Source organism: Oceanitalea stevensii (assembly GCF_014837105.1).
Classification (GTDB): domain Bacteria; phylum Actinomycetota; class Actinomycetes; order Actinomycetales; family Actinomycetaceae; genus Oceanitalea; species Oceanitalea stevensii.
Genome location: NZ_JACSPO010000014.1, coordinates 22,173 through 48,034 on the forward strand (window position 1 = coordinate 22,173; position 25,862 = coordinate 48,034).

Here is a 25,862-nt window from a genome sequence, read left to right on the forward strand (position 1 = left end):
GCCGTGCGACTGCGCCACCGCGACGGCACCGTCGTCCACCTCGCCTACTGCAGCAACGTCCATCCCGCCGAGGACCTCGCCGGCATCCACGAGCAGCTGCGGAGCTTCGCCGGGCCCGTGCGTGAGCGGCTCGGCGTCGACCGCCTGGGCCTGGGGCTGTGGCTCCCTGCCGCGGCCGCCGGGCGCCTCGCCGCCGAGCCCGGCGAGCTCGACGACCTGCGCCGCGTCCTGGACGAGCAGGGCCTGGAGGTGGTCACCCTCAACGCCTTCCCTTACGGCGGCTTCCACGACCCCGTGGTCAAGCACCGCGTCTACCGCCCCGACTGGACCGAGCGCGCGCGGCTGGACTACACGCTGGCCGCCGCCCGCGTCCTCGCCGGGCTGCTGCCCGCCGACGCCGCCCGCGGGAGCATCAGCACCCTGCCCCTCGCGTGGTGGACGCCCTGGTCGGACGAGGCGGCGCAGGCCGCCCGGGCCAACCTCGACGCGCTCGCCACCGGCCTGGCCCGGCTGCGCGAGGAGACCGGCCGCACCGTGCGGGTCGGTTTCGAGCCGGAGCCCGGCTGCGTCGTCGAGACGACGACCGACGCCGTCCGTGCCCTGGCCGGCATCGACACCGAGTTCCTGGGCGTGTGCGTCGACACCGCCCACCTCGCCACCGCCTTCGAGGACGTCGACGAGGCGATGGGCCGGCTGACCGGGGCGGGGCTGCCCGTCGTCAAGGCGCAGCTGTCCGCCGCCCTCCACGTCGCCGACCCGGCTGCGGCCGTGGCGGAGGGTCTGCTCGACGACTTCGTCGAGGACCGTTTCCTCCACCAGGTGCGTGAGCCCGTCGCAGCGGGAGTCCTCGGTCGTGACGACCTCCCGGACGCGCTGGGCGGCTCGCCGCTGCCGGCGCAGGCCCCGTGGCGCGTGCACTTCCACCTGCCGCTGCACTCCGCCCCCCGCTCCCCGCTGGCCGCCACGACGACGGAGCTCAGCGCCTCCGCGCGAGCCCTCGTGGGCGGCGAGCGGCCGCTGACAGACCACCTCGAGGTGGAGACCTACACGTGGTCGGTGCTGCCCGCCGACCAGCGGCCGACCGACGACGACGGGCTCGTCGCCGGGATCGCCGCCGAGCTGGACCACGCGCGCGCTGAGCTCCACGCGCTCGGACTGGAGGACGCATGACCGACAAGCTGCTCGTACTCAACGTCGTCGCGCTCACGCCGCGGCTCCTCGAGCACATGCCCCGTCTCAGGCGGGTGGCCCAGCAGGGCTACCGCGCCCGGCTGGACACCGTGCTCCCGGCGGTCACCTGCACGGCGCAGTCCACCTACCTCACCGGCCTGCCGCCCAGCGAGCACGGCATCGTCGCCAACGGGTGGTTCTTCCGGGACCTCGGCGACATCCTCCTGTGGCGCCAGCACAGCGGCCTCGTCGAGGGCGAGCGGGTGTGGGAGACGATCCGCCGTCACCGCCCCGACTACCGCGTCGCCAACGTGTGCTGGTGGTACGCGATGGGCGCCGACGTCGACACGACCGTCACCCCGCGCCCGGAGTACCACGCCGACGGGCGCAAGGAGCCCGACTGCTGGACCTGGCCGCCGTCGCTGCACGACCAGCTCGTCGCCGAGCTCGGCCCGTTCCCGCTGTTCACGTTCTGGGGCCCCGGCGCGAACATCGAGTCCTCGAAGTGGATCGTCGGCGCCACCCGCCGCGTCATGCCGGACCACGACCTCACGCTGTCCTACATCCCGCACCTCGACTACGACCTCCAGCGCTTCGGCTCCTCCGGGCCGGAGGCGGTCCGCGCGGCCAAGGAGGTCGACGAGGCGCTCGCCCCGCTCCTGGACGACGCCGAGCGGATGGGCGTGACCGTCGTCGTGCTCAGCGAGTACGGGATCACCGACGTCGACCAGCCCGTCGACGTCAACCGGGCGCTGCGCCGCGCGGGCCTGCTCCACGTCCACACCAACTCCACCGGCGAGATCCTCGACCCGTGGACCTCCAAGGCCTTCGCCGTCGCCGACCACCAGGTCGCCCACGTCTACGTCCGTGACCCCGACGACGTCCCCGCCGTCCGCGACCTGCTGGCCGGGCTGCCCGGCGTCGAGCAGGTGCTCGACGAGGAGGGCAAGAAGGCCGCGGGGCTGGACCACCCGCGCTCGGGGGAGCTCGTGCTCGTCGCCGAGCCCCGGGCGTGGTTCACGTACTACTACTGGCTCGACGACAAGAAGGCACCGGACTTCGCCAAGCTCGTGGAGATCCACAAGAAGCCCGGGTACGACCCTGTCGAGCTGTTCATGGACCCGAAGGACAAGTGGGTCAAGCTGCGCGCGGGCAAGGCGCTGCTGCGCAAGAAGCTCGGCATGCGTTACATGATGGAGGTCGTCCCGCTGGACCCGGCGCCGCTCCGCGGCAGCCACGGCCGCCTGCCCGAGACCCCCGACGAGGGCCCGGTGCTCCTGTGCTCCGACGCGTCCGCGGCGACGGACCACGTGCAGGCGACCGAGGTCCGCGACCTCCTCCTCCGCCTCGCCGGAGTCCCCGCCCCCGCCTGACCCACCCCGATCCCCCCCGCCCCGCCCCGCGCCCCCTCACCACCGACAGCTGAGTTGTTACCCGAACCCCACACCGCCGACAGCTGAGTTGTTACCCGAGCCCCTCGCCGCCGACAGCTGAGTTGTTCCCGCGAGCCCGCCGCATGTCACCGAACAGGCGACGGTTCACCGGTAAGAAGTCAGCTGTCGGCGGGGGTTGGGGGGGGAGGTGGGGATTACGGGACGTCGGCCTGGACCAGGGTGCCGGCGCCGTGGACGGTGAGCGGGCCGTCGTCGGCGCGCACGAAGGCAGCGTCCCCGTGGCGCAGACGCAGGGCGCCCGACGCCGCGGCGACCTCCATCTCGCCCTGCAGGCACAGGAGCATCCGGGGCCCGCGGCCGGGGAGTGGACGCGCGCCGTCGGCGCAGTCGCCGTCGGCCAGGGTGGTGACGGACAGCTCGAAGTCGTCCACCGGCGCGTAGAACACGCGGGTGGCGCCGTGGAAGACCTCCGGTGCCACACGGATGGGCGGGGCGGCGACGTAGTCGACGCAGTCGAGGACCTCCCCGACGTCCACGTGCTTGCTCGTGAGCCCGGCGCGCAGCACGTTGTCCGAGGAGGCCATGATCTCGACCCCGAGGCCGGACAGGTAGGCGTGCACACCGCCGGCGGGGACGAAGAGGGAGTCCCCCGGCTGCAGCGTCACGGGGTTGAGCAGGAGCGAGGCGACGACGCCCGGGTCGTGCGGGTGCTCCTCGGCGAGCCGCCCGACGATCGCGTCCGCGCGCGGTGAGGGCGACCCGTCCGCCGCCCGCCGCCGGCACGCGTCGACGACGTCGGCCACCTCGCGCGCGGAGGGGCGGGTGGCCGGGTCGAGCAGGGAGGTGAAGGCCGTGCGCATCCCGCTCGGGGTGGGGTCGGCGAGCAGGGTGGCGTGGAGCGAGCGGGTCAGCGGTGCGTCGAGGTCGGCGAGGAGCTCGGCGGCGCGGCGGGGGGCGCGGAAGCCGGAGACGGCCTCGAAGGTGGTGAGCGCGAAGACGAGCTCGGGCTTGTGGTTGGGGTCGCGGTAGTTGCGCCACGGGGCGTCCAGCGGCACCCCCGCCCGGTTCTCGGCGGCGAAGCGGGCACGCGCCCGCTCGAGGTCGGGGTGCACCTGCAGGGACAACGGCCGACGCGGCGCGATGAGCTTGAGCAGGTAGGGCAGGTGGGCGCCGAAGCGGGCCAGGACGTCACGGCCCAGGGTGCCGTCGGGGTCCTCCTCGATGAGGCGGCGCACGTCACCGGTGCCGTCCTCGGTGCGCGCGGGACCGCTGGGGTGCGCCCCGAACCACAGCTCGGCAAGCGGCGTCCCGTCCGGCTCCGTGCCCATGAGCCGGTGGATGGCCGAGGGCGAGCCCCACGCGTAGTCCCGCGGGACGCCGAGCAATCGCCGCATCTCCACCTCTCACCGCGGCAGGCGGGCGCCTGCCGGCCCGCCTACCGTATCGGTCGGCCGAGCGGGCATGCCGCACCCCGCGCGCCGGGGGGGCGCGCGGGGTGGGGGCCGGGCTCAGGAGCAGCTGCTGGCGAAGCGCTGGGTGTTGTAGACGTTGCCGTTGTCGGCCTGCGCCGTGCCGGCCGCGAAGTAGCGGTGGTTGGGGTTGAGGATGTTGGCGCGGTGGCCCGGGGAGTTCATGTACGCGTCGACGGCGGCGTCCGGGTCGTCCACGTAGCCGCGGGTGCCCCAGAAGATGTTCTCCGCGGCGGCCGTGCAGCCGACGGCGCGGGCGTCCGACCGGATCGTGTCCGTCGTCGCGTGCTCGAAGCTGCCGGTGCGTCCCATCCACTGCGAGTGCGAGAGGGCTCCGGTCCGCAGGCCCGGCCACAGCCGCATCGGCGCGACGCCCGCGGCGACGCGCTCCTCGTTGACCAGACGGAACATGCGCTCGTCGTAGGCGGTGAGCCCGCCCTGTGCGGGCGGCTGCTCGACCTGCCCGGCGCGCTGGGTGCGCAGGCCGATCGTGTCGGTGCGGTTGCCGTTCCAGTCCCCGACGAGCACGGCGTCGGTGTCGCGGCCGTAGCTCATGACGCGGTCGGCGTCACCGCCAGAGATCGAGTTCTTGATGTGGAAGACGTTGCCGCGCCGGATGCCGAGGGTGTCGCGCCGGTTGCCGTCCCAGTCACCGACGATCACCTGGTCGCGCTGGCGGCCGTAGCTGACGACGGAGTCGGCGTCCCCACCGCTGACGGAGTTCTTCAGGTGGTAGACCGAGCCGCGGCGCACGCCCAGGGTGTCGCGGCCGTCGCCGTTCCAGTCCCCGACGATGACGACGTCGCCCCGGCGCCCGTAGGTGGCCACGCGGTCGGCGTCACCGCCGGAGAGGCTGTTCTTGAAGTGGTAGGTGGCGCCCCGCCGGACGGCGGGGGTGTCGACGCCGTCGCCGTCCCAGTCGCCCATGAGCACGGTGTCCCCCGCGCGACCGTAGGTGACGACGCGGTCCGCCTCGCCACCGGTGAGGCGGTTGGTGAAGTGGTACGTGGCGCCGCGGCGGACGGCGAGGGTGTCCACCCGGTCCCCGTTCCAGTCGCCGACGTAGAGGACGTCCCTGTCGCGGCCGTAGGCGAAGGCGACGTCCGTGCGGCCCTGCCAGCCGTTGGTGAGGTGGTACTGGTCCCCCCGGCCGCCGATCTCCCCGCCGGTCGCTCCGGCCGCAGGCGCTCCGACGGCGATCAGCGAGGCGGTCAGCGAGGCCGCGAGGACGGCCACTCGTCGCAAAGTCATGTTCTCCCCCAACCGGGCCACCCGCGGCGGCGCCCTGTCCAGTGACCCGACCACTGTAGGTCGCTGCGCCGCCATCGGCACGTGCCGTCCACGCTGGTGGATCGCGGCGGTCCGATGGGCAACACTTGGCCCCATGCGAGGGATCATTCTGGCCGGCGGCTCAGGGACACGGTTGCACCCCATCACCCTGGGGGTGAGCAAGCAGCTGGTGCCGGTGTACGACAAGCCGATGGTCTACTACCCGCTGACCACGCTCATGCTCGCCGGGATCCGCGACGTCCTGGTCATCACCACGCCCCACGACCAGGAGGCCTTCCGGCGGCTGCTGGGCGACGGCTCCCAGTTCGGGATCTCCATCTCCTACCAGGTCCAGGAGGTCCCCAACGGCCTGGCGCAGGCCTTCGTGCTGGGCGAGGACTTCATCGGCGGGGAGCCGGCCGCCCTCGTCCTGGGTGACAACATCTTCTACGGCCCCGGTCTGGGCCAGACGCTCTCGCGCTTCTCCGCCGTGCGCGGCGGGGCGATCTTCGCCTACCACGTGGCCGAGCCCAGCGCCTACGGCGTCGTGGAGTTCGACGCCGACTTCAAGGCGGTCTCCCTGGAGGAGAAGCCCGCCGAGCCCAAGAGCTCCTACGCGGTGCCGGGCATGTACTTCTACGACAACGACGTCGTGGAGATCGCGAAGAACCTGGCGCCCTCCGCGCGCGGGGAGTACGAGATCACCGACGTCAACCGCGTCTACCTCGAGCGCGGGGACCTCCACGTCGAGGTGCTGCCGCGCGGCACGGCTTGGCTGGACACCGGCACCTTCGACTCCCTCGCCGACGCCACCGCCTTTGTCCGCACCGTCGAGGCCCGCCAGGGCCTGAAGATGGGCTGCCCGGAGGAGGTCGCCTGGCGTCAGGGCTTCCTGTCCGACGCCGAGCTCGCCGAGCGCGCCGACGCCCTGGCCAAGTCCGGGTACGGGAACTACCTGCGCAGCCTCCTCGAGCACGGCTAGCCTCGGTCGGGACCTCACCCAGCCGAGCACCGGAGCCCGCCTTGTCGATCGAGCACACCGTCGCCTTCCGCCTGTCCCACCCCGCCGGCTCCGTCGAGGAGGCGGCCTTCCTCGAGGAGGGGCGCACGGTCCTCACCGCGATCCCCGGCGTCGAGGACTTCGCGGTCATGCGGCAGGTCAGCGCGAAGAGCCGGCTGACCTGGCAGTTCCGGATGCGCTTCGCCGACCAGGCGACCTTCGACGCCTACGACGCCCATCCCTCGCACGTCGACTTCGTCGCGCGCCGGTGGGTGCCGGAGGTCGCCGAGTTCCAGGAGCTCGACTTCGTCGCCCCGTCCGCCTAGGACGGGGGCGGCTCAGCCGCCCGCGAGCACCGTGGGCGCGGCGACGGTCCAGCGCTCGGCCCAGTGGCCGATCGGCTCGACCCCGGCCGCGAGCAGCGCGCCGTGGCCGAGCACCGAGTAGGCGGGCCGGGGTGCCGGGCGCGGGAAGTCCGCGGACGTCGTCGGCCGCACCATGGCCGGGTCCTTGCCCAGCGTCCGGACGATCTCCTCGGTGAAGCCGTGCCACGACGTCTCCCCCGAGGAGGTGCCGTGGTAGGTCCCCGCGGGAGCGGCGGCGTCGACGAGGCGCACGACGAGGTCGGCCAGGTCCGCCGTCCACGTCGGCTGACCGACCTGGTCGGCGACGACGGTGAGCTCCTCGCGCTCGGCGGCGAGGCGCGCCATCGTGCGCGGGAAGCAGCCGCCGTGGGCGCCGTAGAGCCAGGCGGTGCGCACGACGAGGTGGTCGGGGCACTCGACGCGCACCGCCCACTCCCCGGCCGCCTTGGTCCGGCCGTAGGCCGAGCGGGGCGCGAGGGCAGCGGACTCGGCGTAGGGCCGCGCGGCGTCGCCGGCGAAGACGTAGTCGGTGGAGACGTGGACCATCCGTGCACCCGCGAGGCGCGCGGCACGCGCGAGGAGCTGCGGCGCCACGGCGTTGAGGGTGAAGGCCTCGTCCTCGAGCCCCTCGGCGTCGTCGACGGCGGTCCACGCGGCACAGTTGACGACGACGTCGACGTCGCGGATGCGCTCGGCCACCTCGCCCGGGTCGGTGACGTCGAGGTCCTCCCGGCCCAGTGCCGTCACCTGGGCACCGCGGTCGCGCAGGAGCGCGACGAGGTCGGTGCCGAGCATGCCGCCGGCACCCGTGACGATCCACCGCTTCTTCTCAGGGCTCACGGCGGCAGCCTACGTGCCCTAGCCTGAGCCCGACGTCGAGAGCAGGGAGAGTGCGCGTGGAGTTCCGCGAGCTGGCAGTGCCCGGAGCCTGGGAGATCACCCCGAGGCAGTTCAGCGACCCGCGAGGGACCTTCCTCGAGGCCTTCAGCGAGCCGCGCTTCGTCGAGGCCGTCGGCCACCCGCTCGACCTGCGCCAGGCGAACTCCTCGGTGTCGGCCGCGGGCGTCGTGCGCGGCATCCACTTCGCCGACGTCCCGCCGTCGCAGGCCAAGTACGTCATGTGCCCGCGCGGGGCGGTGCTCGACGTCGTCGTCGACATCCGCGTCGGCTCGCCGACCTTCGGGCAGTGGGACAGCGTCCTGCTCGACGACGTCGACCGGCGCGCCATCTACGTCTCCGAGGGGCTGGGGCACGCGTTCTGCTCCCTCGAGGACGACTCGACCGTCATCTACCTGTGCTCGGCGACCTACGCACCGGGCCGCGAGCACGGCATCGACCCGCTCGACCCGGCGATCGGGATCGAGTGGCCGACGACGGACCGCCAGGGCCGTCCCCTCGAGCCGCTGCTCTCGGACAAGGACCGGGACGCACCCGGCCTCGAGGAGGCGCGGGCCTCCGGCCTGCTGCCCACCTGGGAGGCCGTGCAGGCCCACCTGGACGACCTGCGGGCGCAGGCCCGGGACTGAGCCCGGGCCTGCGCCGCACGGGTCCGGGTCAGCGCGGAAGGCTCTCGCAGGCCTTGCCGTCGTTGTCGCCGTCGAGGTCGTGGACGTCGCCCAGGCCCTTGTTCTTCCAGTAGTTGTACTCGGCCTGGGCCTCGCGCTGGGTCCTGAAGTCCTTGCAGTCCAGGTCCCGCGGCGGACGGCTCGGTGACGGCTTCGGCTTGCTCGGCGCGGGCTGCGCCGGCTCGGGCGAGGGCGTCCAGACCCGGCGCAGGCCGATGGTGTCCTTGCCGTCCTTGTTCCAGTCACCGACGAAGACGGTGTCCTTGGAGCTCCCGTACTTCTCCACGCGGTCGGCGGCGCCGCCGCGGAGCTTGTTGGCGAGGTGGTACTCGTTGCCGCGGCGCACGGCGAAGGTGTCGTCGCCGTCGCCGTCCCAGTCACCGACGAGGACGACGTCGCGCTCCCGGCCGTAGTTGACAACGGTGTCGGCGTCCCCGCCGCGCAGGGCGTTCTTCACGTGGTAGACGCTGCCGCGGCGCACCGCGAAGGTGTCGCGGCGGTCGCGGTCCCAGTCGCCCACGAGGATGGTGTCCTTGGCGCGGCCGTAGCGGAAGACGCGGTCGGCGTCCCCGCCGGTCACCGAGTTCTTCACGTGGTACTCGGCCCCGCGGCGCACCGCGAAGGTGTCCTTGCCGTCCCCGTTCCAGTCGCCCACGAGGATGACGTCCCCGCGGCGGCCGTACTTGAAGGTCTTGTCGGCCGTGCCGCCGGTGAGGGAGTTGGACACGTAGAACGTGTTCCCGCGGCGGATCGCCAGGGTGTCGCGCCCGTCGCCGTCCCAGTCACCGACGAAGAGCTCGTCGGTGGCCTTGCCGTAGGTGAAACGGTGGGCAGTGCCGGAGAAGTTGTTGGTGAGGAAGTACTCGTTGCCGTTCCCGCGGACAACCTCTCCCTTGGCCAGGGCGGGGGAACCGGCGCCGAGCGCCAGCCCCAGGGAGAGTGCCGCCACCGCCACGGCGGACAGCGAACGTCGAAGGTTCACTAGGACTCCTGTGTCAGAAAAGGGGCCCCCGTGCGAGGAGAGCGTACCGCTCCGCTACGCCTGTCGACGCCAGTTCCGCCACCCGGTCCGTCAGCCGCTGCGGCGCACCCCGAAGGTGTCGCGACCGTCGCCGTTCCAGTCGCCCACGATCACGACGTCGCCGGCCTTCCCGTAGGTGAGCACCACCTGCGCCTCTCCGCCGGAGAGGGAGTTGCGCACGTGGTACTCGCGGCCGCGCCGGACGGCGAAGGTGTCCGTTCGGTTGCGGTCCCAGTCCCCCACGAGGACGACGTCGTCGGGGCGGCCGTACCGGAGGACGACGTCCGCGTCGCCACCGGCGATGCGGTTCTTCACGTGGTAGTCGGCGCCGCGACGCACCGCGAGGGTGTCGCGGCGGTCCCCGTTCCAGTCGCCGACGAGCACGTCGTCGGCCGGGCGGCCGTAGAAGATCACGTGGTCGGCGTCCCCGCCCGTCATCGAGTTCTTCACGTGGTAGGTCCGACCCCGGCGCACCGCGAAGGTGTCCTTGCCGTCGCCGTTCCAGTCACCGACGAGGACGACGTCGTCGGGCCGCCCGTAGCGCACCGTCCGGAAACGCTGGCCGGGGTGGGCGTCGTAGACGAGGTAGGTGCTGCCGCGGCGCAGGGCGAGGGTGTCCTTGCCGTCACCGTCCCAGTCGCCGACGAGCACCTCGTCGGTGGACAGGCCGAGGCGGAAGGCGAGGTGGGCCTCGCCGCCGGTGAGGCTGTTGCGCAGGTGGTACTCGTCGCCGTCGACGAGGGTGGCGACCTGCTCGTTGAGGCGAGGGATGCGCGCGTAGATGTTGTTGCCGGGGCAGGTCGTCGCGCCGACGTCGCGGTGGGCGAAGACGCGCGGCAGGTTCTGCCCCGCGGGCCGGTGGGCGGTCCCGGGCGAGATCATGCCGCTGGGCGTGCTCATGTCGATGTCGGCGGCGTCGAACTTCCACGCGATGACGCGGGCCATGGTGGTGAGCACGGAGTCGGGGGCGTAGACGCTCGAGTAGTCACCGAGCACCGAGATGCCGAGCGTCCCGCGGTTGAAGCCGCGGGCGTGCGCGGCCTCGGGGATCCGGCCGGGCGGCGCGTCGAGGGAGCCCGCCCGCCCCTCGAAGATCTGGCCGTACTTGTCGACGAGGAAGTGGTAGCCGATGTCGCCCCAGTCCCGGCTCACCGCGTGGTAGTGGTAGATCCCCCGGACGATCCCGGCGGACTGGGCGGCGGTGTAGCTGTTCGTGCCGGCCGTGTGGTGGACGACGGCGGCGCGCAGCGGGTCGTGCCGCGGCGTCCACGTCATCTTCGACTCGTCGGCACCCCAGCCCGCGCGGTGCGTCACCCGGGGGCGGGAGACGGCCGCCCGAGCCTGGGTCGCGGCCACCTCGGGAGCGGCCACCTCGGGCGAGGCGGCCGTCGCCGCGACGGGTGCGGGGACGGCGTCCTGCCCCGCGGCGGTCTCCGGTGTGGCGGACGCGCGGCCGGCGGCCGCGGCCGCGAGCTGCGCGGTCTCCCGCGGCGTCGTCGCGACCGTCTCCTCCCCGCTCGGCTCCGGGGGGATGAGGTGGAGCTGCAGGTCGTGGGGCAGGTCGCCGTCGCCGGCCGCCACCCGCAGCTGCACCCCGGTCGCCCCGCCGACGACGTAGGGCTCGGTCCCGCCCACGTCACCGGTCTCGGCGGCGTCGGGCTCGATCGCCGCCCACGGCGTCCACTCCCCGCCCGTGCGCACGCGGACGGAGAAGGTCTCGTCCGGCGCGTCCAGCCCGTCCCAGGTGACGGCGGCCACGGAGAACTCGGGCACGTCGAGCTCGTCGGTGGCGACCGCCCCGTCCACCTGGAGGCCTGAGGCGAGGTCCGTCGGCACGCCGTCGGCGTCGGTGAGCTCGAGGACGACGGCGTCGTCACCGCCCGCGGGTTCCTCCACCGCCTGCGCGGCCGGCGTGAGCGCCCCGACAGTGGTGAGTCCGGCAATCGTGCAGCACAGAGCGATCCGCCCCCCGCGAACTGTCATGCCTGCGAATGTACCTCGCAGGCCTCAGCGGGCCAGTGAGGGCGATGACCTCGACGGAAGTCTCATCTTCCTCACACGTTCGCATGGCTAGTGTGTGCTCATGCAGATTTCGGTGATCGGTTGTGGGTACCTCGGTGCGGTGCACGCGGCGTCGATGGCGGAGCTCGGCCATGACGTCGTCGGGATCGACGTGAACGAGGACAAGGTGGCCCTCCTCTCGGCGGGCAAGGCGCCCTTCCACGAGCCCGGGTTCGAGGAGCTCCTCCAGCGCGGGGTGGCTTCGGGGCGGCTGCGGTTCTCCACCGACTTCGCCGCCGTGGCCGGCGCGCGGGTCCACTTCATCGGGGTGGGCACCCCCCAGCAGGCCGGGTCCTACGCCGCGGACATGTCCCAGGTCAACGGCGCCGTGGCCAACCTGCTGCCCCACCTGGCCCCCACCGCCGACGGCCCGGTGCTCGTGGTCGGCAAGTCCACCGTGCCGGTGGGCACCGCCGCCGGGATCGCCGACCAGGTGACCGCCGCCGGTGGCGTGCTGGTGTGGAACCCGGAGTTCCTGCGTGAGGGCTTCGCGGTGCAGGACACCATCTCCCCCGACCGCATGGTCTACGGCCTGTCCCCCGACCCCGAGGCCGCCCGCCTCGGCCAGGAGGTCCTCGACGAGGTCTACGACAACCTCATCACCACCCAGGGCATCCCCCGCCTGCTCACCGACTACGCCACCGCCGAGCTCGTCAAGGTCGCCGCGAACTCCTTCCTGGCCACCAAGATCTCCTTCATCAACGCCATGGCCGAGCTGTGCGAGGCCACCGGCGCCGACGTCACCCAGCTCGCCGCCGCCATCGGGCACGACGACCGCATCGGCCACAAGTTCCTGCGCGCCGGCGTCGGCTTCGGCGGTGGATGCCTGCCCAAGGACATCCGCGCCTTCATGGCCCGCGCCGAGGAGCTCGGCGTGGACGAGGCCCTGGGCTTCCTGCGCGAGGTCGACTCCATCAACGACCGCCGCCGCGACCACGTCCTCACCCTGGCCACCGACCTCCTCGACGGAGCCGTGTCCGGGAAGAAGGTCGCCGTCCTGGGCGCCTCCTTCAAGCCCGACACCGACGACATGCGCAACTCCCCGGCCCTGGACATCGCCCACCGCCTCGCCGGAGCCGGCGCCCACGTCGCCGTCACCGACCCCCAGGCCGGTCCCATCCTCGCCGCCCAGGACAACCACGGCCTCACCGTCGCCGACACCGCCGAGGACGCCATCACCGGCGCCGACGTCGTCCTGCTCCTCACCGAGTGGCGCCAGTTCCGCGACCTCGACCCCGCCGCCGTCAAGGACCTCGCCAACCGGCCGGCCATCATCGACGGCCGCAACGTCCTGGACCCCGCCCAGTGGCGCGCCGCCGGCTGGACCTACCACGGCATGGGCCGACCCTGACCGTCCGACCGACCAAGGAGTAGTCCCGTGCGCGTGCTCGTGACCGGTGGTGCCGGGTTCATCGGTGCCAACTTCGTCCGCCAGACCCTGACCGAGCGTCCCGACGTGCAGGTCACCGTCCTCGACAAGCTCACCTACGCGGGCAGCCGCGGGTCCCTGGCCGGGCTTGACGTCGAGCTCGTCGAGGGCGACGTCGCCGACCGCGACGTCGTCGACCCGCTCGTGGCCCAGGCCGACGTCGTCGTCCACTTCGCGGCCGAGTCCCACAACGACAACTCCCTGAACGACCCGTGGCCCTTCGTCCACACCAACATCGTGGGCACCTTCACGGTCCTCGAGGCGGTGCGCCGCCACGGCACGCGGCTGCACCACATCTCCACCGACGAGGTCTACGGGGACCTCGAGCTCGACGACCCGGCCAAGTTCACCGCCACCACGCCGTACAACCCCTCCTCGCCGTACTCCTCGACCAAGGCCGGCTCGGACATGCTCGTGCGCGCCTGGGTCCGCTCCTTCGGGGTGGCCGCCACCCTGTCGAACTGCTCGAACAACTACGGGCCCTACCAGCACATCGAGAAGTTCATCCCCCGCCAGATCACCAACGTCCTGGACGGGCGGCGCCCCAAGCTCTACGGCGCCGGCCTCAACGTCCGCGACTGGATCCACGTCGCCGACCACAACGCCGCCGTGTGGGACATCATCGACCGCGGCCAGGTGGGACGCACGTACCTCATCGGCGCCGACGGGGAGATGAGCAACAAGGCCGTCGTCGAGCTCGTCCTGGAGCTCCTGGGCAAGGACCCCGGCGACTACGACCACGTCGCCGACCGCCCCGGCCACGACCTGCGCTACGCCATCGACTCCCGCCCCCTGCGCGAGGAGCTCGGCTGGGAGCCCCGCTTCCACGACTTCCGCGCCGGCCTGGCCGACACCATCGAGTGGTACCGCACCAACGAGGCCTGGTGGCGCCCTCAGAAGGACGCCGTCGAGGCCAAGTACGCCGCCACCGGCCAGTAGCCGCCCCTCCCGCCGGCTCCCCCTCCCCGCCGGCCCCCCTCCCCGCCGGCCCCCGTCCCGCCGACAGCTGGATCCCGCCCCTGGGCCTGCCGAGCTGTCGACGGCTCCCAGGACTGTTGCGCCGCACGGCGCTCTGCGAGACTTCTCCGGTGCCCGAGCTTCCGGAGGTGCAGGCCCTGGTGCAGGTGCTCGCCACCCGCGCCACGGGCCGGACGGTGCGCGCCCTCCACATCACCTCCTTCCCGGCGCTCAAGACCTACGGCCCGCCGCCGACGGCGCTGGTCGGGGCCACCGTCACCGGCGCCTCCCGGCACGGGAAGTGGCTCGACCTCACCGCGACGACGCCCGACGGCGATCTCCACCTCGTCTTCCACCTCGCCCGGGCGGGGTGGGTGCGCTGGCACGAGACGGCACCCGCCGGGATGCCGCGGGCAGGGAAGTCAGGCCTCGCGGCGCGGGTGGTCCTGGACGAGGGCGCCTTCGACCTCACCGAGGCGGGCACGAAGAAGAGCCTGGCCATCCACGTCGTCCGCGACCCCGCCGAGGTCGAGCGGATCGCGACGCTCGGCGTGGAGCCGCTCTCCCCGGCCTTCACGCGCGAGCTCCTCGACGACCTGCTCGACGGGAAGAACCAGCAGATCAAGGGCCTGCTGCGGGACCAGGGGGCGATCGCCGGCATCGGCAACGCCTACTCCGACGAGATCCTCCACGCCGCGCGGCTCAGCCCCTTCGCGCTGACGCGCACCCTCGACGCCGACGCCCGCGACCACCTGTACGGCAGCATCGCCGGCGTGCTCGAGGCGGCGATCGCCGCGGCGGTGGGCCGGGAGGCGGCCGAGCTCAAGGACGTCAAACGCTCGGGGATGGCCGTGCACGGGCGCACGGGCCAGCCCTGCCCACGGTGCGGCGACACGGTGGCGGAGGTGTCCTTCGCCGACTCCTCGCTCCAGTACTGCCCCACCTGCCAGACCGGCGGCAAGCTCCTCGCCGACCGCCGCATGTCAAAGCTGCTGCGCTGACCCGCGCCGCCCCCACCCCGCCGCCGCCCCCACCCCGCCGAGCGCTGACTTGTTACCGGCGCCGCCAACGCCGCGCGCCCCAACAACGAGGAACAACTCAGCGCTCGGCGCGGGGCTTTCGGGGGCCGGCGCGGGGGTGGAGGGAGGAGTCCGGCTGTCGGCGGGAATGGCTGCTGAACAACTCAGCGCTCGGCGCGGGGCTTTCGGGGGCCGGCCGGGGTCAGGACTCGCCGTCAGAGGGTGACCGTCGTCCCCTCGCGCGCTGCTTCGAGGATGGCTTCGATGACGGTGAGGGTGTGGACGCCCTGGTCCATGGTGACGATGTCGGCGCCGTTGCCCAGGACGGCGTCGCGGAAGTTCTCCTGCTCCACGGCCAGGGGCTCGCGCTTGGGCAGGGCGTAGCGCACGACGTCGCCCTCGGTGACGCCGCGGAAGTGGGCGACGCGGTCCCAGGTCGTGGGGACGGTGCCGTTGGCGTAGAAGATGAGGTCCCCGCTCATCGTGTCGGCCACGAAGGCCCCGCGCTCACCGGTGACGACGGTGGTGCGCTCCTTCATCGGCGAGAGCCAGTTGACGACGTGGTTGACGATGACCCCGGACTCCAGCACCCCGGTGGCCACGACCATGTCCTCGTGGTCACGGCCCGAGCGGTGGGTCACCTGCGCGGACACCTGCCGGTAGGTGGAGCCGGCGATGAACGCGGTGAGGTCGACGTCGTGGGTCGCCAGGTCCTTGACCACGCCGACGTCGGAGATCCGCGCCGGGAACGGTCCCTGGCGGCGGGTCTGGATCTGGTACACCTGTCCCAGCTCGCCGGCCGCCAGGCGGCGGCGCAGCTCCATGATCGCGGGGTTGCACCGCTCCACGTAGCCGACCGCGCCCACCAGGCCGGCCTCGGTGAAGGCGGTCGCCACGCGGCGCCCGGCCTCCACGGTGTGCGCGATGGGCTTCTCGATCATCGTGTGGACCCCGGCCGCGGCCAGCGTCAGGCCCACCTGCTCGTGGTACACCGTCGGCACGGCCACCATCGCGGCCTCGATGCCCGCGGCGACGAGGGCCTCGACGTCGGGGAGCACCTCCAGCTCACCGGCCACCCCGTAGGTGTCACCGGCAGGGTCGGCCACCGCCACCAGCTCCACACCATCGGTCGCCCGGATCACCCGCGCGTGGTGGCGGCCCATCGACCCCAGCCCGATCAGGCCCATCCGCACCGGGCCACGCCCCGTCGTCGTCGTCATCAGGCGCCCGCCCCGGCGACGGCGTTGACGCCCGCCACCACCCGCTCCAGGTCACCCTGGGACAGGGAGGGGTGCACCGGCAGGGAGATCACCTCACCCGCCGCCCGCTCGGTCTGGGACATGTCGACCGCCGGCGCGTACCGCTCCAGGGAGGACAGCCGGTGGGAGGGGGTGGGGTAGTACACGCCCGTGCCGATCCCGTGCTCCTCACGCAGCGCGGTGACCATCCGGTCCCGCTCGCCCGCCTCCACCCGGATCGTGTACTGGTGGTAGACGTGCACCGCGCCCTCACGGACCGGCGGGGTCACCACGCCGGACAGGTGCGCGTCGAAGAACGCCGCGTTCGCCTGCCGCTGCGCCGTCCAGCCGGGGAGCTTGCCCAGCTGCACCCGCCCGATCGCCGCGTGGATGTCGGTCATCCGCACGTTCAGGCCCACGACCTCGTTCGCGTACTGCCGCTCCATGCCCTGGTTGCGCAGCAGCCGCACCTGCCGTGCGACCTCCTCGTCGGCGCAGGCCACCATGCCACCCTCACCGGAGGTCATGTTCTTCGTCGGGTACAGCGAGAACATCGCGAACCGCCCCCACGTACCCACGAGGCGACCGTCCAGGCTCGCCCCGTGCGCCTGCGCGGCGTCCTCGAAGACCTCCAGCCCGTGCTCCGCGGCCACCGCGCCGATGCCGTCCATGTCGGCCGGGTGCCCGTACAGGTGCACCGGCATCACCGCCCGCGTCCGCTCCGTCACCGCCGCCGCCACCGAGTCCGCCGACAGGCAGAACGTGTCCGGGTCGATGTCCGCGAACACCGGCGTCGCGCCTGTGAGCGCCACCGAGTTCGCCGTCGCCGCGAAGGTGAAGGACGGGACGATGACCTCGTCCCCAGGACCGATGCCGCACGCGAGCAGACCCACGTGCAGGCCCGCCGTCCCCGAGCTCACCGCCTGGCACCGCTGCCCGCCCACCAGCGCGGCCGAGAACTCCTCCTCGAAGGCCGCGACCTGCGGCCCCTGGGCCACCATCCCGGAGCGCAGCACGGCGTCGACAGCAGCCCGCTCCTCGTCCCCGATCAGGGGCTTGGCGGCGGGGATGAGGGGCTGGTTCATTCGGTGACCTCGCGAAGCTCGTCGTCGTGGATCTCGTAGCACCGGCCGGTGGCCGGGCAGCGCAGCTGGTTGCCGTCGGGCAGGAGACGCTGGCCCGCGTGGCCGACCCAGCCGATCTGCCGGGCGGGCACCCCCGCCACGAGGGCGTGGGGCGGGACGTCGCGGGTGACGACGGCGCCGGCCGCGACCGTGGCCCAGGCCCCGATCGTCAGCGGGGCGACGCACACGGCGCGGGCGCCGATGGCGGCGCCGGTCCCGATGGTGACGCCCACGGGCTGCCAGTCCTCGGCGGACTTGAGAGTGCCGTCGGCGTTGATGGCGCGCGGGTGGGTGTCGTTGGTGAGGACGGCCGCCGGGCCGATGAACACGCCGTCGGCGAGCTCGGCGGGCTCGTACACGAGCGCGTAGTTCTGCACCTTGCAGTTGCGCCCCATCCGGACGCCGGTGCCGATGTAGGCACCGCGGCCGACGACGCAGCCCTCGCCGATCACGGCACCCTCGCGCACCTGGGCGAGGTGCCAGACGCTGGCGCCGTCGCCGATCTGGGCGTCCGGCGCGACGTCGGCGGTGTCGGTGATCCGTGCGGTCATGCGTCCCTTCCCGGCTGCCGTGGCGCAGCGCTGGGCTCAGGCTAACCGAGCGGGGCGACGGCGGGCCGGGACCCGCGGGCGCAGGGGCGGCGGTCGACCCGCTCCCGGCTGCGACAATGGGCGCCATGAGCACGACGCCGGTGACCGACGCGTGGCTCGTCGTCCCGCTGTACCAGGAGGCCGCCGTCGTCGGCGACGTCGTGAGGCAGGCACGGGCGACCTTTCCGCACATCGTCTGCGTCGACGACGGCAGCGCCGACGAGTCGGCCGAGCGGGCGCGGGAGGCGGGCGCCGTCGTCGTGCGCCACCCGGTCAACCTCGGCCAGGGAGCGGCGCTGCAGACGGGGATCGACTTCGTCCTCTCGCGCACCGACGCCCGCTACCTCGTCACCTTCGACGCCGACGGCCAGCACCAGGTGGCCGACGCCGCGGAGATGGTGCGCCGCGCGCGGGAGGAGGACCTCGCCGTCGTCTTCGGCTCCCGCTTCCTCGACGGCCGCACGCGCCCGGGGCTGCTCAAGCGCATCGTCCTCAAGCTCGCGGTGTGGGTGACGAACCGGAGCACCGGTCTGCGGCTGACCGACGCGCACAACGGCCTGCGCGTCATCCGCCGGGACGCGGCCGAGCGGGTGGAGCTGCGGCAGGACCGGATGGCGCACGCGACGGAGATCGTCGCCCAGCTCGGACGCACCGGGCTACCGTGGGCCGAGCACCCCGTGCACCTGCTCTACACCGACTACTCCCGCGCCAAGGGGCAGTCGCTGCTCAACTCGGTGAACATCCTCGTCGACCTCGTCTTCCGCTGACCGGAGCCCCATGTCCGACCAGATCGTCATCCAGGTCATCCTGCTCGTCGGCGTCGGCGTCGTCGCCGCCCTGCTCACGCGGACGACGGCGAACGCCCGGCACCAGGCGATCCGGCGCATCCTCCTCGTCGGCTTCGTCGCCGTCGCCGCGGCCTCCGTCGTCTTCCCCGACTGGCTCACCTGGCTGGCGCGCCGGGTGGGGGTCGGGCGCGGCGCCGACCTGCTCCTGTACGCACTCGTCATCGCGTTCCTCTCCTTCATCGCGACGAGCTACCGGCGCCTGGGTGAGCTCGAGCGCCGGATCACCGTCCTCACCCGCGAGCTGGCCCTCACCCGGTCGCGCATCGAGGCCGGCGAGGCTCAGTCGGAGGGCACGCGGGCGCCTCGCGCGGAGGATCCTGCACAAACCCTCCACGATCGCCCCACGGCCTTGCCGCCGACAGCGGGCTGACCGGCCCTAAGATCGACACTTGTGTCTGTCCGTACCCCGCGCCACGCCGCTTCCCACCGCCGCCCCTCCCGCTGGGCGCGCGGCGCCGGCCTCGCCGCGCTGAGCCTCGTCCTGTTCGGGACGAGCACCTTCGCGATCGCGTACAACGACATCCAGACGAACATCGACCGTCACGACATCGACGACCTCCTCGGCGAGCGGCCCACGCAGGCCGGCCAGGAGGAGCCCGCTCCGCTGGACCCCGCGTCCGGCGAGGCGATCAACGTCGTCGTCCTCGGCTCGGACACCCGGGCCGGTGAGGTCAACGACGAGTACGGCACGACGCCGGAGGCCGGGCAGCGTTCGGACACGACGATGATCGTCCACATCTCCGCCGAGCGGGACCGGGTGGAGATCGTCTCGATCCCCCGCGACACGCTCGTCACGATCCCCTCCTGCGGCATGGGCGACGGCACGTGGACCGAGCCGAGCTACGAGACGATGTTCAACCGCGCCTTCGCGATGGGCGCCGACGGCGGCGGCCTGGGGACCGCCGCGGCCTGCACCATCCGCACCATCGAGGAGCTGTCGGGCGTCCTCATCGACGACTTCGTCATCGTCGACTTCGCCGGGTTCATCAACGTCATCGACGCGCTCGGCGGGGTGCCCATGTGCATCCCCGAGGCGATCAGCGACCCCAAGGCGAAGCTCGAGCTCGAGGCCGGGGAGCAGGTCCTCGACGGCCGCGACGCCCTCGGCTTCGCCCGCGCCCGATACTCCCTGGGCAACGGCTCGGACATCGACCGGATCGGCCGTCAGCAGGAGCTCGTCGCCGCCATCGCCCGCGAGGCGCTGTCCAAGAACCTCCTCACCGACCTGCCCAAGCTCTACCGCTTCCTCGACGCCGCCACCTCCACGCTCACCACTGGGACCGAGCTCGGCTCCATCCCCACGATGGCGGGCCTGGCCTACTCGCTGCGCGGCATCGACCTCGAGAGCATCGTCTTCGAGACGATGCCCCACCTGCCGGCCGGCAACCGCGTCGTCCCCGCAGCCGAGGCCGAGGAGCTGTGGGAGGCCCTGCGGGACGACGAGCCAATCCAGGGCGCGCTGAACGCCGCCGGCGAGGAGCCCACCGAGGAGCCGTCGGACGACGAGACCGGTGACACGGAGGAGCCCACCACCGAGGAGCCGCCGGTGACGGCGGACCCCGAGCCCACCGAGACGCCGGTCTGCCCCTGAGCGCCTCCCACACGCACGCACGCGGGCGCACTACATTGGCCCAGCACGGACAGGCGGGAGTGAGATGAGTCAGGACGGACCTCGGGCGCGCGGACGCCGGCCACGGCCGGAAGAGCCTGCTATGCCCCCGAGCTTCGCGCCCGGAGGCTCAGCCCCCCGGCCCGACGCCCGAGGCGCCCGGCCGGTCGGCCCACCGCCGAGCGGCGCAGCCGACGCCACCCGCGCGATGCCGACCTCCCGCCCCGCCGGACCCGAGCGCCGGTCCGTCCGCGGCCAGGCCCAGCCCGCGTCCCCGGCCCAGCGGCCGGCCCAGGCGCCCCGCACCGCCGAGGCCCAGCGCGGCGCGTCCCCGCAGCGGCCCGCCGCCTACGCCCCCCGCACGGCCACGCCGGCGGAGGCCACCACCCCGCCACGCCAGGTGGACCCCCGCCAGCCGGCCCCCACCCCCGCCCCCCGCAAGCGCCGCCGCCGCGGCCGCTGGGTGGCCGCCGTCGTCGTCGTCCTGCTCGTGCTGGTCCTCGCCTGGCCGGTGGGGCTGCTGTGGTGGGCCAACGGGCGCATCTCCCACGTCTCCGCGCTGTCGGGAGCGGCGAACACCCCCGGCACCACCTACCTGCTCGCCGGCTCCGACTCGCGGGCCGACGGCGCCGCGGACGACGCGACCGAGGGGCAGCGCTCGGACACGATCATGGTGCTCCACAAGCCCGAGTCCGGGCCGGCCGCGCTCGTCTCGCTGCCGCGTGACACCTACACCGACATCCCCGGGTACGGCGCGGCCAAGCTCAACGCCGCCTACTCCTACGGCGGCCCGGAGCTGCTCGTCGAGACGGTCGAGGGCCTCACGGGCCTCACGGTCGACCACTACGTCGAGATCGGCATGGCCGGCGTGCGCGACGTCGTCGACGCGGTCGGCGGGGTGGAGCTGTGCCTCGACTACGACGTCGACGACTGGCGCAGCGACCTCGTGTGGGAGGCCGGCTGCCACCCGGCCGACGGCGAGACCGCGCTCGCCTTCGCCCGGATGCGCTACTCCGACCCCGACGGCGACATCGGGCGCACCGCCCGCCAGCGCCAGCTCGTCTCCTCGATCATCTCCGAGGTCGCGACGCCGAGCACCGTCCTCGACCCGCGCGGGCACGTCGGGCTCATCGACTCCGCCCTCAGCGCGATCGTCGTCGACGACGACACCGGCATCATCGACCTCGGCCGGATGGCACTCGCCTTCCGCGCCGCCACCGGCTCCGCCGGGCTCATCGGCCCGCCGCCGATCGCGGACTACAACTACCGCCCCGGTGGCGTCGGCTCCACGGTCCTCCTCGACCCGGACCTCGCCCCGGACTTCTTCGAGCGCCTCGCCTCCGGCGAGCTCACCGAGGCCGACTTCGAGTAGCCGCCCCCGTCAGGCGAGGCGGGGGTACTCGATCGCCGGGCAGGTGTCCATGACGACGTCGAGCCCGGCGGCCCTGGCGCGCGCGGCGGCCGCCTCGTCGACGACGCCGAGCTGCAGCCACACCGCCTTGGCCCCCGCCTCGATCGCCTCGTCGACCACCCCGCCGGCGAGGGAGGAGTTGACGAAGACGTCGACGACGTCGATCTCGCCGGGCACGTCCGCGAGCCGCGCGTAGCCCTGCGCCCCGTGGACCGACTCGGCGCGCGGGTGGACCGGCACGATCTCCATGCCGAGGTCCTGGACGTAGGCCGCCACGCCGTACGCCGTGCGGGCCCGGTTGCCCGACAGGCCGACGACGGCCCACCGGCCCGGGGTCCGCAGGAGGCGCTCGATGACGGCAGGGTCGTTGCGGTGGCTCATGGCTGGGCAACGCCCCCACCACCGCCCGCATTCCGGGGCCGGGCGGTCATCCGCGGTTCACCAGCGGTTCACGGCACGGCCGTAGCGTCCCCGCCACGGGTCAGCGCTGTGGAAAGTTCTTTCTGCAGACCGTTGCCCGCGTCAAGCATTGCCCAATATGGTGAGGGCCGTCACGCCGGGGGGCGCGCTGCCGCCGGCCGTCATCGCAGACCAGGAGGAAGCGTGTCACCACTCACGTCCGTCCCCCGGAGGCTCGCAGCCTCCGCGACCGCAGCAGTGCTGCTGGCCGGGGGCGTCATCACCGCGGCCCCGGCCGCCGCGCAGACCGCACCGGAACCCGTCGTCGTCGCCGGCATGCGGCTCGACGACGACGGCGCCGCGATCGTCACCGACGTCGAGCACACCGTCGTCGCACCCGGGCTCGACCACGTCCGCTTCGAGCGTCTCGACGGCGACGGCTGGCTCCAGGTCAACGTCCTCAAGGCCGAGCTCGGGGACTCGATCCGCGCCGACCACATCGCCCCGCCCACCCTCACCGAGGGCGGCACCGTCACCGACATGGCCGAGCGCGCCGGTGCCGTCGCGGCCGTCAACGGCGACTTCTTCGACATCAACAACTCCTGGGCGCCGGCCGGCTTCGCTGTCGACGCCGAGGACGGCATCCTCAAGTCCGCCAACCCGGGCCGCGGTCAGTCGGTCGCCTTCGACGAGGATGGCCTGGGCCGAGTGACGCGCCTCCTGCTCGAGGGCACCGTCGAGCTGCCGGGCACGAGCCTCCCGCTCGCCGGCGTCAACCTCTTCGCCGCCCCCGCCGGTGGCGTCACCGTCTACACCAGCCAGTGGGGCGACTACACGCGCGCCCGCACCCTCGCGGCCGGCGAGACGGGGGTCGAGGTGCTGCTCGACCCCGAGGGCCGGGTCACCGCCGTCGGCGAGCCCGGCGAGGGCCGGCTGCCCGACGGCGTCCAGGCCCTCGTCGCCCGTCCCGGAGCCGCGGCCGACGCCCTCGCGGCGCTCGAGGCCGGTGACGAGGTCACCGTGAGCTACGCCCTGGACCAGGACGACGTCCGCGTCGCGGTCGGCGGCCAGCCCGAGGGCGAGCCGCCGGTCCTGGCCGACGGCGTCGTCGGGAACGCGGGCGGGGAGTACAGCACGACCCGCCACCCCCGCACCGCCGTCGGCTTCAGCGAGGACGGCGCCACCGCCTACCTCGCCGTCGTCGACGGGCGGCAGGCCACCTCCCGGGGCCTGTCCCTCAGCGAGCTCGGCACGCTCATGCTCGACCTCGGCGCCCACGACGCCCTCAACCTCGACGGCGGCGGCTCCTCCCAGATGAACACCCGCGAGCCGGGCAGGCAGGGCACGACCGTCCGCAACAGCCCCTCCGACGGCTACGAGCGCGACGACGCCAACGGCCTGGGCCTCTTCCTCGCCACGCCGGGGTCCGGCGAGCTCACCGGCTACCGCCTCGAGACCCTCACCGCCGACGACGACGCCACCCGCGTCTTCCCCGGCCTGCACCGCACCCTCACGGCGTCCGGTCACGACGAGACCCTCTCCCCGGTCGACGGCGCCCCGCAGGCGTGGACCGCCAGCACCGGTGCCGCCACCGTGAGCGACGGCGTCGTCCGCGGCGAGGAGCCCGGCCACGCGACGATCACCGCGGCCACCGGCGAGGCCACCGGCGAGCTCGACGTCGAGGTGCTCGGACCGCTCACCCGGATCAGCGCCTCGCAGACCGTGGTCAACCTCGAGGCCGAGGGCTCCACCGCCGAGCTCACCCTCACCGGGCACGACGCCGAGGGCTTCACCGCCCCCGTCGAGGCGCAGGACGTCACCGTGACCAACCCCGCGCCGGAGACCTTCGACGTCGAGCCGACCGGGACGGGGACCTTCCTCGTCACCGCCACCGGCGAGGAGGGCTCGACCGCCCTCACCTTCGCCGTCGGCGAGGCCGAGGTGGAGGTCGTCGTCGCCGTCCCGCTCGAGCTGCGGGTCATCGACGACCTCACCGAGGCCGAGGCGTGGACCTCAGCGCACGACCGCGCCCCCGGCGGCACCGTGACCGCCGGCGAGGGCCACGACGGCGGCAGCGGCCTGCGGATGACCTACGACTTCACCCAGTCGACCGGCACGCGCGGCCAGTACGCCGTGGCGCCCGGCGGCGCGATCGAGATCCCCGGCCGCCCGCAGAAGCTGTCCCTGTGGGTGAACGGGGACGGCAACGGCTCCCTCCTGCGGCTGCAGGTGCGCCAGGCCAACGGCGTCGTCGGCTGGATCGACGGCCCGGGCGGCTCCCAGTCCCTCCACGTCACGTGGGAGGGCTGGCAGCGTGTCGACTTCGTCGTCCCGCCGTCCTTCGAGACGCCGCTGACGCTCGAGCGGATCCGCCTCCTCGAGACGGTCGCCGCCAAGCAGTACACCGGTGAGGTCGGCTTCTCCGACATCTACGCCTACCTCCCGCCCGAGGGCGTGCCCGCGCCGACGACGCAGCGCGTCACCGACCCGCTCGTCGTGCCCACGGGCGCGACCGACGACGACGACCTGCGCGTCGCCGTCATGTCCGACGCGCAGTTCGTCGCGGCCTCCCCGGACAGCGGCGCCGTCGAGGGGGCGCGCGACGCCTTCCGCGAGATCGTCGCCGAGGACCCGGACCTCCTCGTCATCAACGGCGACCTCGTCGACGAGGCGGCGCCCGAGGACTTCGACCTCGCGAGGACCATCCTCGAGGAGGAGCTCGGCGACGCCGACTTCCCCTGGACCTACGTGCCCGGCAACCACGAGGTCATGGGCGCCTCCATCGACAACTTCGTCGCCGAGTTCGGTGACACGTCCGGCGTCCGCGACCTCGAGGGCACACGCATCATCACGCTGAGCTCGGCCACCGGGCGGCTGGCGGCCGACTTCGAGCAGGTGCGGATGCTCCGCGAGCAGCTCGACGACGCCGCGAGCGACGACGCCGTCACCGGTGTCCTCGTGGTCAGCCACCACCCGACCAACGACCCGCTGCCGACGAAGAACAGCCAGCTCACCGACCGCCACGAGGCCGAGATGATCGACCGCTGGCTCGCGGACTGGCGGGCGAGCACCGGCAAGTCGGTCGCGCACGTCGGGGCGCACGTCGGCGTCTTCGACGTCTCCCGCGTGGACGGCGTCCCGTACGTCATCAACGGCAACGCGGGCAAGGGCCCGGCCTCCACCCCCGCGAACGGCGGCTTCACCGGGTGGACGATGCTCGGCGTCGACCCCGACGCGGGCCGCTGGCAGGACACCGAGGGCCAGTGGCTGTCCGTCGAGGTGCAGACGCGCGTGGACGAGCTCGCCCTCACTGCGCCGTCGGCCCCGCTGGCGGCGGGCGAGTCCCTCACCCTCGACGCGCAGGTCACCCAGGACGACACCCGCACCTTCGGGCTCGCCTGGCCGATGAGCTGGGCGTGGAGCGGCTCCGACGGCGTGCACGTCGGCGCCGCCGCGGACGCGCCCGAGGACGCCGTCGCCGCCCTCGACCCGCGGACCGGTGAGCTCACCGGCCTGCGCACCGGCACGGTCGAGGTCACCCTCGCCGTCAACGACGCGACGCGGACGGTCCCGGTCGAGGTCGTCGGCGACGACGGCGAGGAGCCGGTCGAGCCGGTACCCGGGCCGCGCTCCGCGGAGTTCCACCTCTCGAACTCCTGGCGCGGCTCCACCGACGTCCACTTCATGTACGGCCGCTGGGCCGACGAGGTCCTCATCGGTGACTGGGACGGCGACAGCAAGGACACGATCGCGGTGCGCCGCGGCAACGTGTTCCACGTGTCCAACGCCCAGCGCGGCGGGGACGCCGACGCCGTCATCACCTACGGTCGGCCCGGGGACACGATCCTCGTGGGCGACTGGGACGGGGACGGCCGGGACACCTTCGCGGTCCGCCGCGGTGCGGAGTACCACGTGAAGAACTCC

At 73.3% G+C, this 25,862-nt stretch carries 21 protein-coding genes and 1 pseudogene; 13 read left to right on the forward strand and 9 right to left on the reverse strand.

Going from position 1 to position 25,862, the window contains the following annotated elements; translation table 11 throughout:
* The first annotated feature begins 3 nt into the window (after positions 1-3).
* Together eboE and H9624_RS15105 are read left to right on the forward strand one after the other, a co-directional pair.
* The gene (gene eboE / locus H9624_RS15100; RefSeq protein ID WP_251840728.1) at positions 4-1,170 is read left to right on the forward strand and encodes a metabolite traffic protein EboE; all 1,167 of its coding nucleotides are present in this window, start codon (positions 4-6) and stop codon (positions 1,168-1,170) included.
* The gene (locus H9624_RS15105) at positions 1,167-2,543 is read left to right on the forward strand and encodes an alkaline phosphatase family protein (RefSeq protein ID WP_251840729.1); all 1,377 of its coding nucleotides are present in this window, start codon (positions 1,167-1,169) and stop codon (positions 2,541-2,543) included. Before eboE ends, H9624_RS15105 begins: the two co-directional genes overlap by 4 nt.
* 215 nt (positions 2,544-2,758) lie before the next feature.
* Here H9624_RS15105 and manA read toward each other — a convergent pair whose 3' ends face one another.
* Positions 2,759-3,958, reverse strand: coding sequence for a mannose-6-phosphate isomerase, class I (gene manA, locus H9624_RS15110; protein ID WP_251840730.1), 1,200 nt, complete (start codon positions 3,956-3,958; stop codon positions 2,759-2,761).
* A 114-nt stretch (positions 3,959-4,072) separates the two neighbouring features.
* Positions 4,073-5,284, reverse strand: coding sequence for a CAP domain-containing protein (locus H9624_RS15115; RefSeq protein WP_251840731.1), 1,212 nt, complete (start codon positions 5,282-5,284; stop codon positions 4,073-4,075).
* A gap of 133 nt (positions 5,285-5,417) precedes the next feature.
* Between H9624_RS15115 and rfbA the strand changes: the two genes are divergently transcribed.
* On the forward strand, positions 5,418-6,284 hold the full coding sequence (gene rfbA, locus H9624_RS15120; protein WP_251840732.1) for a glucose-1-phosphate thymidylyltransferase RfbA: 867 nt from the start codon (positions 5,418-5,420) through the stop codon (positions 6,282-6,284).
* A 41-nt stretch (positions 6,285-6,325) separates the two neighbouring features.
* Positions 6,326-6,628 (forward strand): Dabb family protein, encoded by a 303-nt coding sequence (locus H9624_RS15125; protein WP_251840733.1) that lies wholly within the window; start codon positions 6,326-6,328, stop codon positions 6,626-6,628.
* Between the two features lie 12 nt (positions 6,629-6,640).
* On the opposite strand, the gene rfbD is transcribed toward H9624_RS15125, so the two are convergent.
* On the reverse strand, positions 6,641-7,507 hold the full coding sequence (gene rfbD, locus H9624_RS15130; RefSeq protein ID WP_307784973.1) for a dTDP-4-dehydrorhamnose reductase: 867 nt from the start codon (positions 7,505-7,507) through the stop codon (positions 6,641-6,643).
* Positions 7,508-7,563: 56 nt separating this feature from the next.
* On the opposite strand from rfbD, the gene H9624_RS15135 reads away from it, so the two are divergent.
* Positions 7,564-8,193: a dTDP-4-dehydrorhamnose 3,5-epimerase family protein gene (locus H9624_RS15135; protein ID WP_251840734.1), complete on the forward strand. Its 630-nt coding sequence runs from the start codon at positions 7,564-7,566 to the stop codon at positions 8,191-8,193.
* A 28-nt stretch (positions 8,194-8,221) separates the two neighbouring features.
* On the opposite strand, the gene H9624_RS17000 is transcribed toward H9624_RS15135, so the two are convergent.
* Positions 8,222-9,214, reverse strand: coding sequence for an excalibur calcium-binding domain-containing protein (locus H9624_RS17000; protein ID WP_251840735.1), 993 nt, complete (start codon positions 9,212-9,214; stop codon positions 8,222-8,224).
* A 90-nt stretch (positions 9,215-9,304) separates the two neighbouring features.
* Positions 9,305-11,236, reverse strand: a complete 1,932-nt coding sequence (locus H9624_RS15145; RefSeq protein WP_251840736.1) for an N-acetylmuramoyl-L-alanine amidase — start codon at positions 11,234-11,236, stop codon at positions 9,305-9,307.
* Between the two features lie 100 nt (positions 11,237-11,336).
* On the opposite strand from H9624_RS15145, the gene H9624_RS15150 reads away from it, so the two are divergent.
* The 3 genes from H9624_RS15150 (at position 11,337) to H9624_RS15160 (ending at position 14,701) form a co-directional block, all read left to right on the forward strand.
* A complete protein-coding gene (locus H9624_RS15150) occupies positions 11,337-12,665 on the forward strand; it encodes a UDP-glucose dehydrogenase family protein (RefSeq protein WP_251840737.1) in 1,329 nt (442 codons plus the stop codon).
* Positions 12,666-12,692: 27 nt separating this feature from the next.
* On the forward strand, positions 12,693-13,682 hold the full coding sequence (gene rfbB, locus H9624_RS15155; RefSeq protein ID WP_251840738.1) for a dTDP-glucose 4,6-dehydratase: 990 nt from the start codon (positions 12,693-12,695) through the stop codon (positions 13,680-13,682).
* Positions 13,683-13,831: 149 nt separating this feature from the next.
* Entirely contained in the window at positions 13,832-14,701 is an 870-nt protein-coding gene (locus H9624_RS15160) for an Fpg/Nei family DNA glycosylase (protein WP_251840739.1), read from the forward strand.
* 233 nt (positions 14,702-14,934) lie between these two features.
* Here the strand turns inward: H9624_RS15160 and H9624_RS15165 are convergent, their stop codons facing one another.
* The 3 genes from H9624_RS15165 to H9624_RS15175 are packed head-to-tail and all read right to left on the reverse strand — an operon-like array spanning position 14,935 to position 17,632.
* Entirely contained in the window at positions 14,935-15,939 is a 1,005-nt protein-coding gene (locus H9624_RS15165; RefSeq protein WP_251840740.1) for a Gfo/Idh/MocA family protein, read from the reverse strand.
* Positions 15,939-17,042: a DegT/DnrJ/EryC1/StrS family aminotransferase gene (locus H9624_RS15170; protein WP_251840741.1), complete on the reverse strand. Its 1,104-nt coding sequence runs from the start codon at positions 17,040-17,042 to the stop codon at positions 15,939-15,941. Before H9624_RS15170 ends, H9624_RS15165 begins: the two co-directional genes overlap by 1 nt.
* Positions 17,039-17,632 (reverse strand): acyltransferase, encoded by a 594-nt coding sequence (locus H9624_RS15175; protein WP_251840742.1) that lies wholly within the window; start codon positions 17,630-17,632, stop codon positions 17,039-17,041. Before H9624_RS15175 ends, H9624_RS15170 begins: the two co-directional genes overlap by 4 nt.
* Before the next feature lie 125 nt (positions 17,633-17,757).
* On the opposite strand from H9624_RS15175, the gene H9624_RS15180 reads away from it, so the two are divergent.
* From H9624_RS15180 to H9624_RS15195, 4 genes are all read left to right on the forward strand, one after another.
* Positions 17,758-18,438 carry a glycosyltransferase family 2 protein gene (locus H9624_RS15180; protein ID WP_251840743.1) on the forward strand — a complete coding sequence of 227 codons (681 nt, stop codon included), beginning with the start codon at positions 17,758-17,760 and terminating at the stop codon, positions 18,436-18,438.
* 10 nt (positions 18,439-18,448) lie between these two features.
* Entirely contained in the window at positions 18,449-18,889 is a 441-nt protein-coding gene (locus H9624_RS15185; RefSeq protein ID WP_251840744.1) for a DUF2304 domain-containing protein, read from the forward strand.
* A 21-nt stretch (positions 18,890-18,910) separates the two neighbouring features.
* Positions 18,911-20,110 carry an LCP family protein gene (locus H9624_RS15190; protein ID WP_251840745.1) on the forward strand — a complete coding sequence of 400 codons (1,200 nt, stop codon included), beginning with the start codon at positions 18,911-18,913 and terminating at the stop codon, positions 20,108-20,110.
* 226 nt (positions 20,111-20,336) lie between these two features.
* On the forward strand, positions 20,337-21,500 hold the full coding sequence (locus H9624_RS15195) for an LCP family protein (RefSeq protein WP_251840746.1): 1,164 nt from the start codon (positions 20,337-20,339) through the stop codon (positions 21,498-21,500).
* Between the two features lie 9 nt (positions 21,501-21,509).
* On the opposite strand, the gene H9624_RS15200 is transcribed toward H9624_RS15195, so the two are convergent.
* Entirely contained in the window at positions 21,510-21,920 is a 411-nt protein-coding gene (locus H9624_RS15200; protein WP_251840747.1) for a CoA-binding protein, read from the reverse strand.
* Positions 21,921-22,478: 558 nt separating this feature from the next.
* Between H9624_RS15200 and H9624_RS15205 the strand changes: the two are divergent.
* Positions 22,479-24,947: pseudogene (locus H9624_RS15205) on the forward strand (phosphodiester glycosidase family protein); the annotation flags it as partial.
* Positions 24,948-25,862 lie beyond the last annotated feature (915 nt).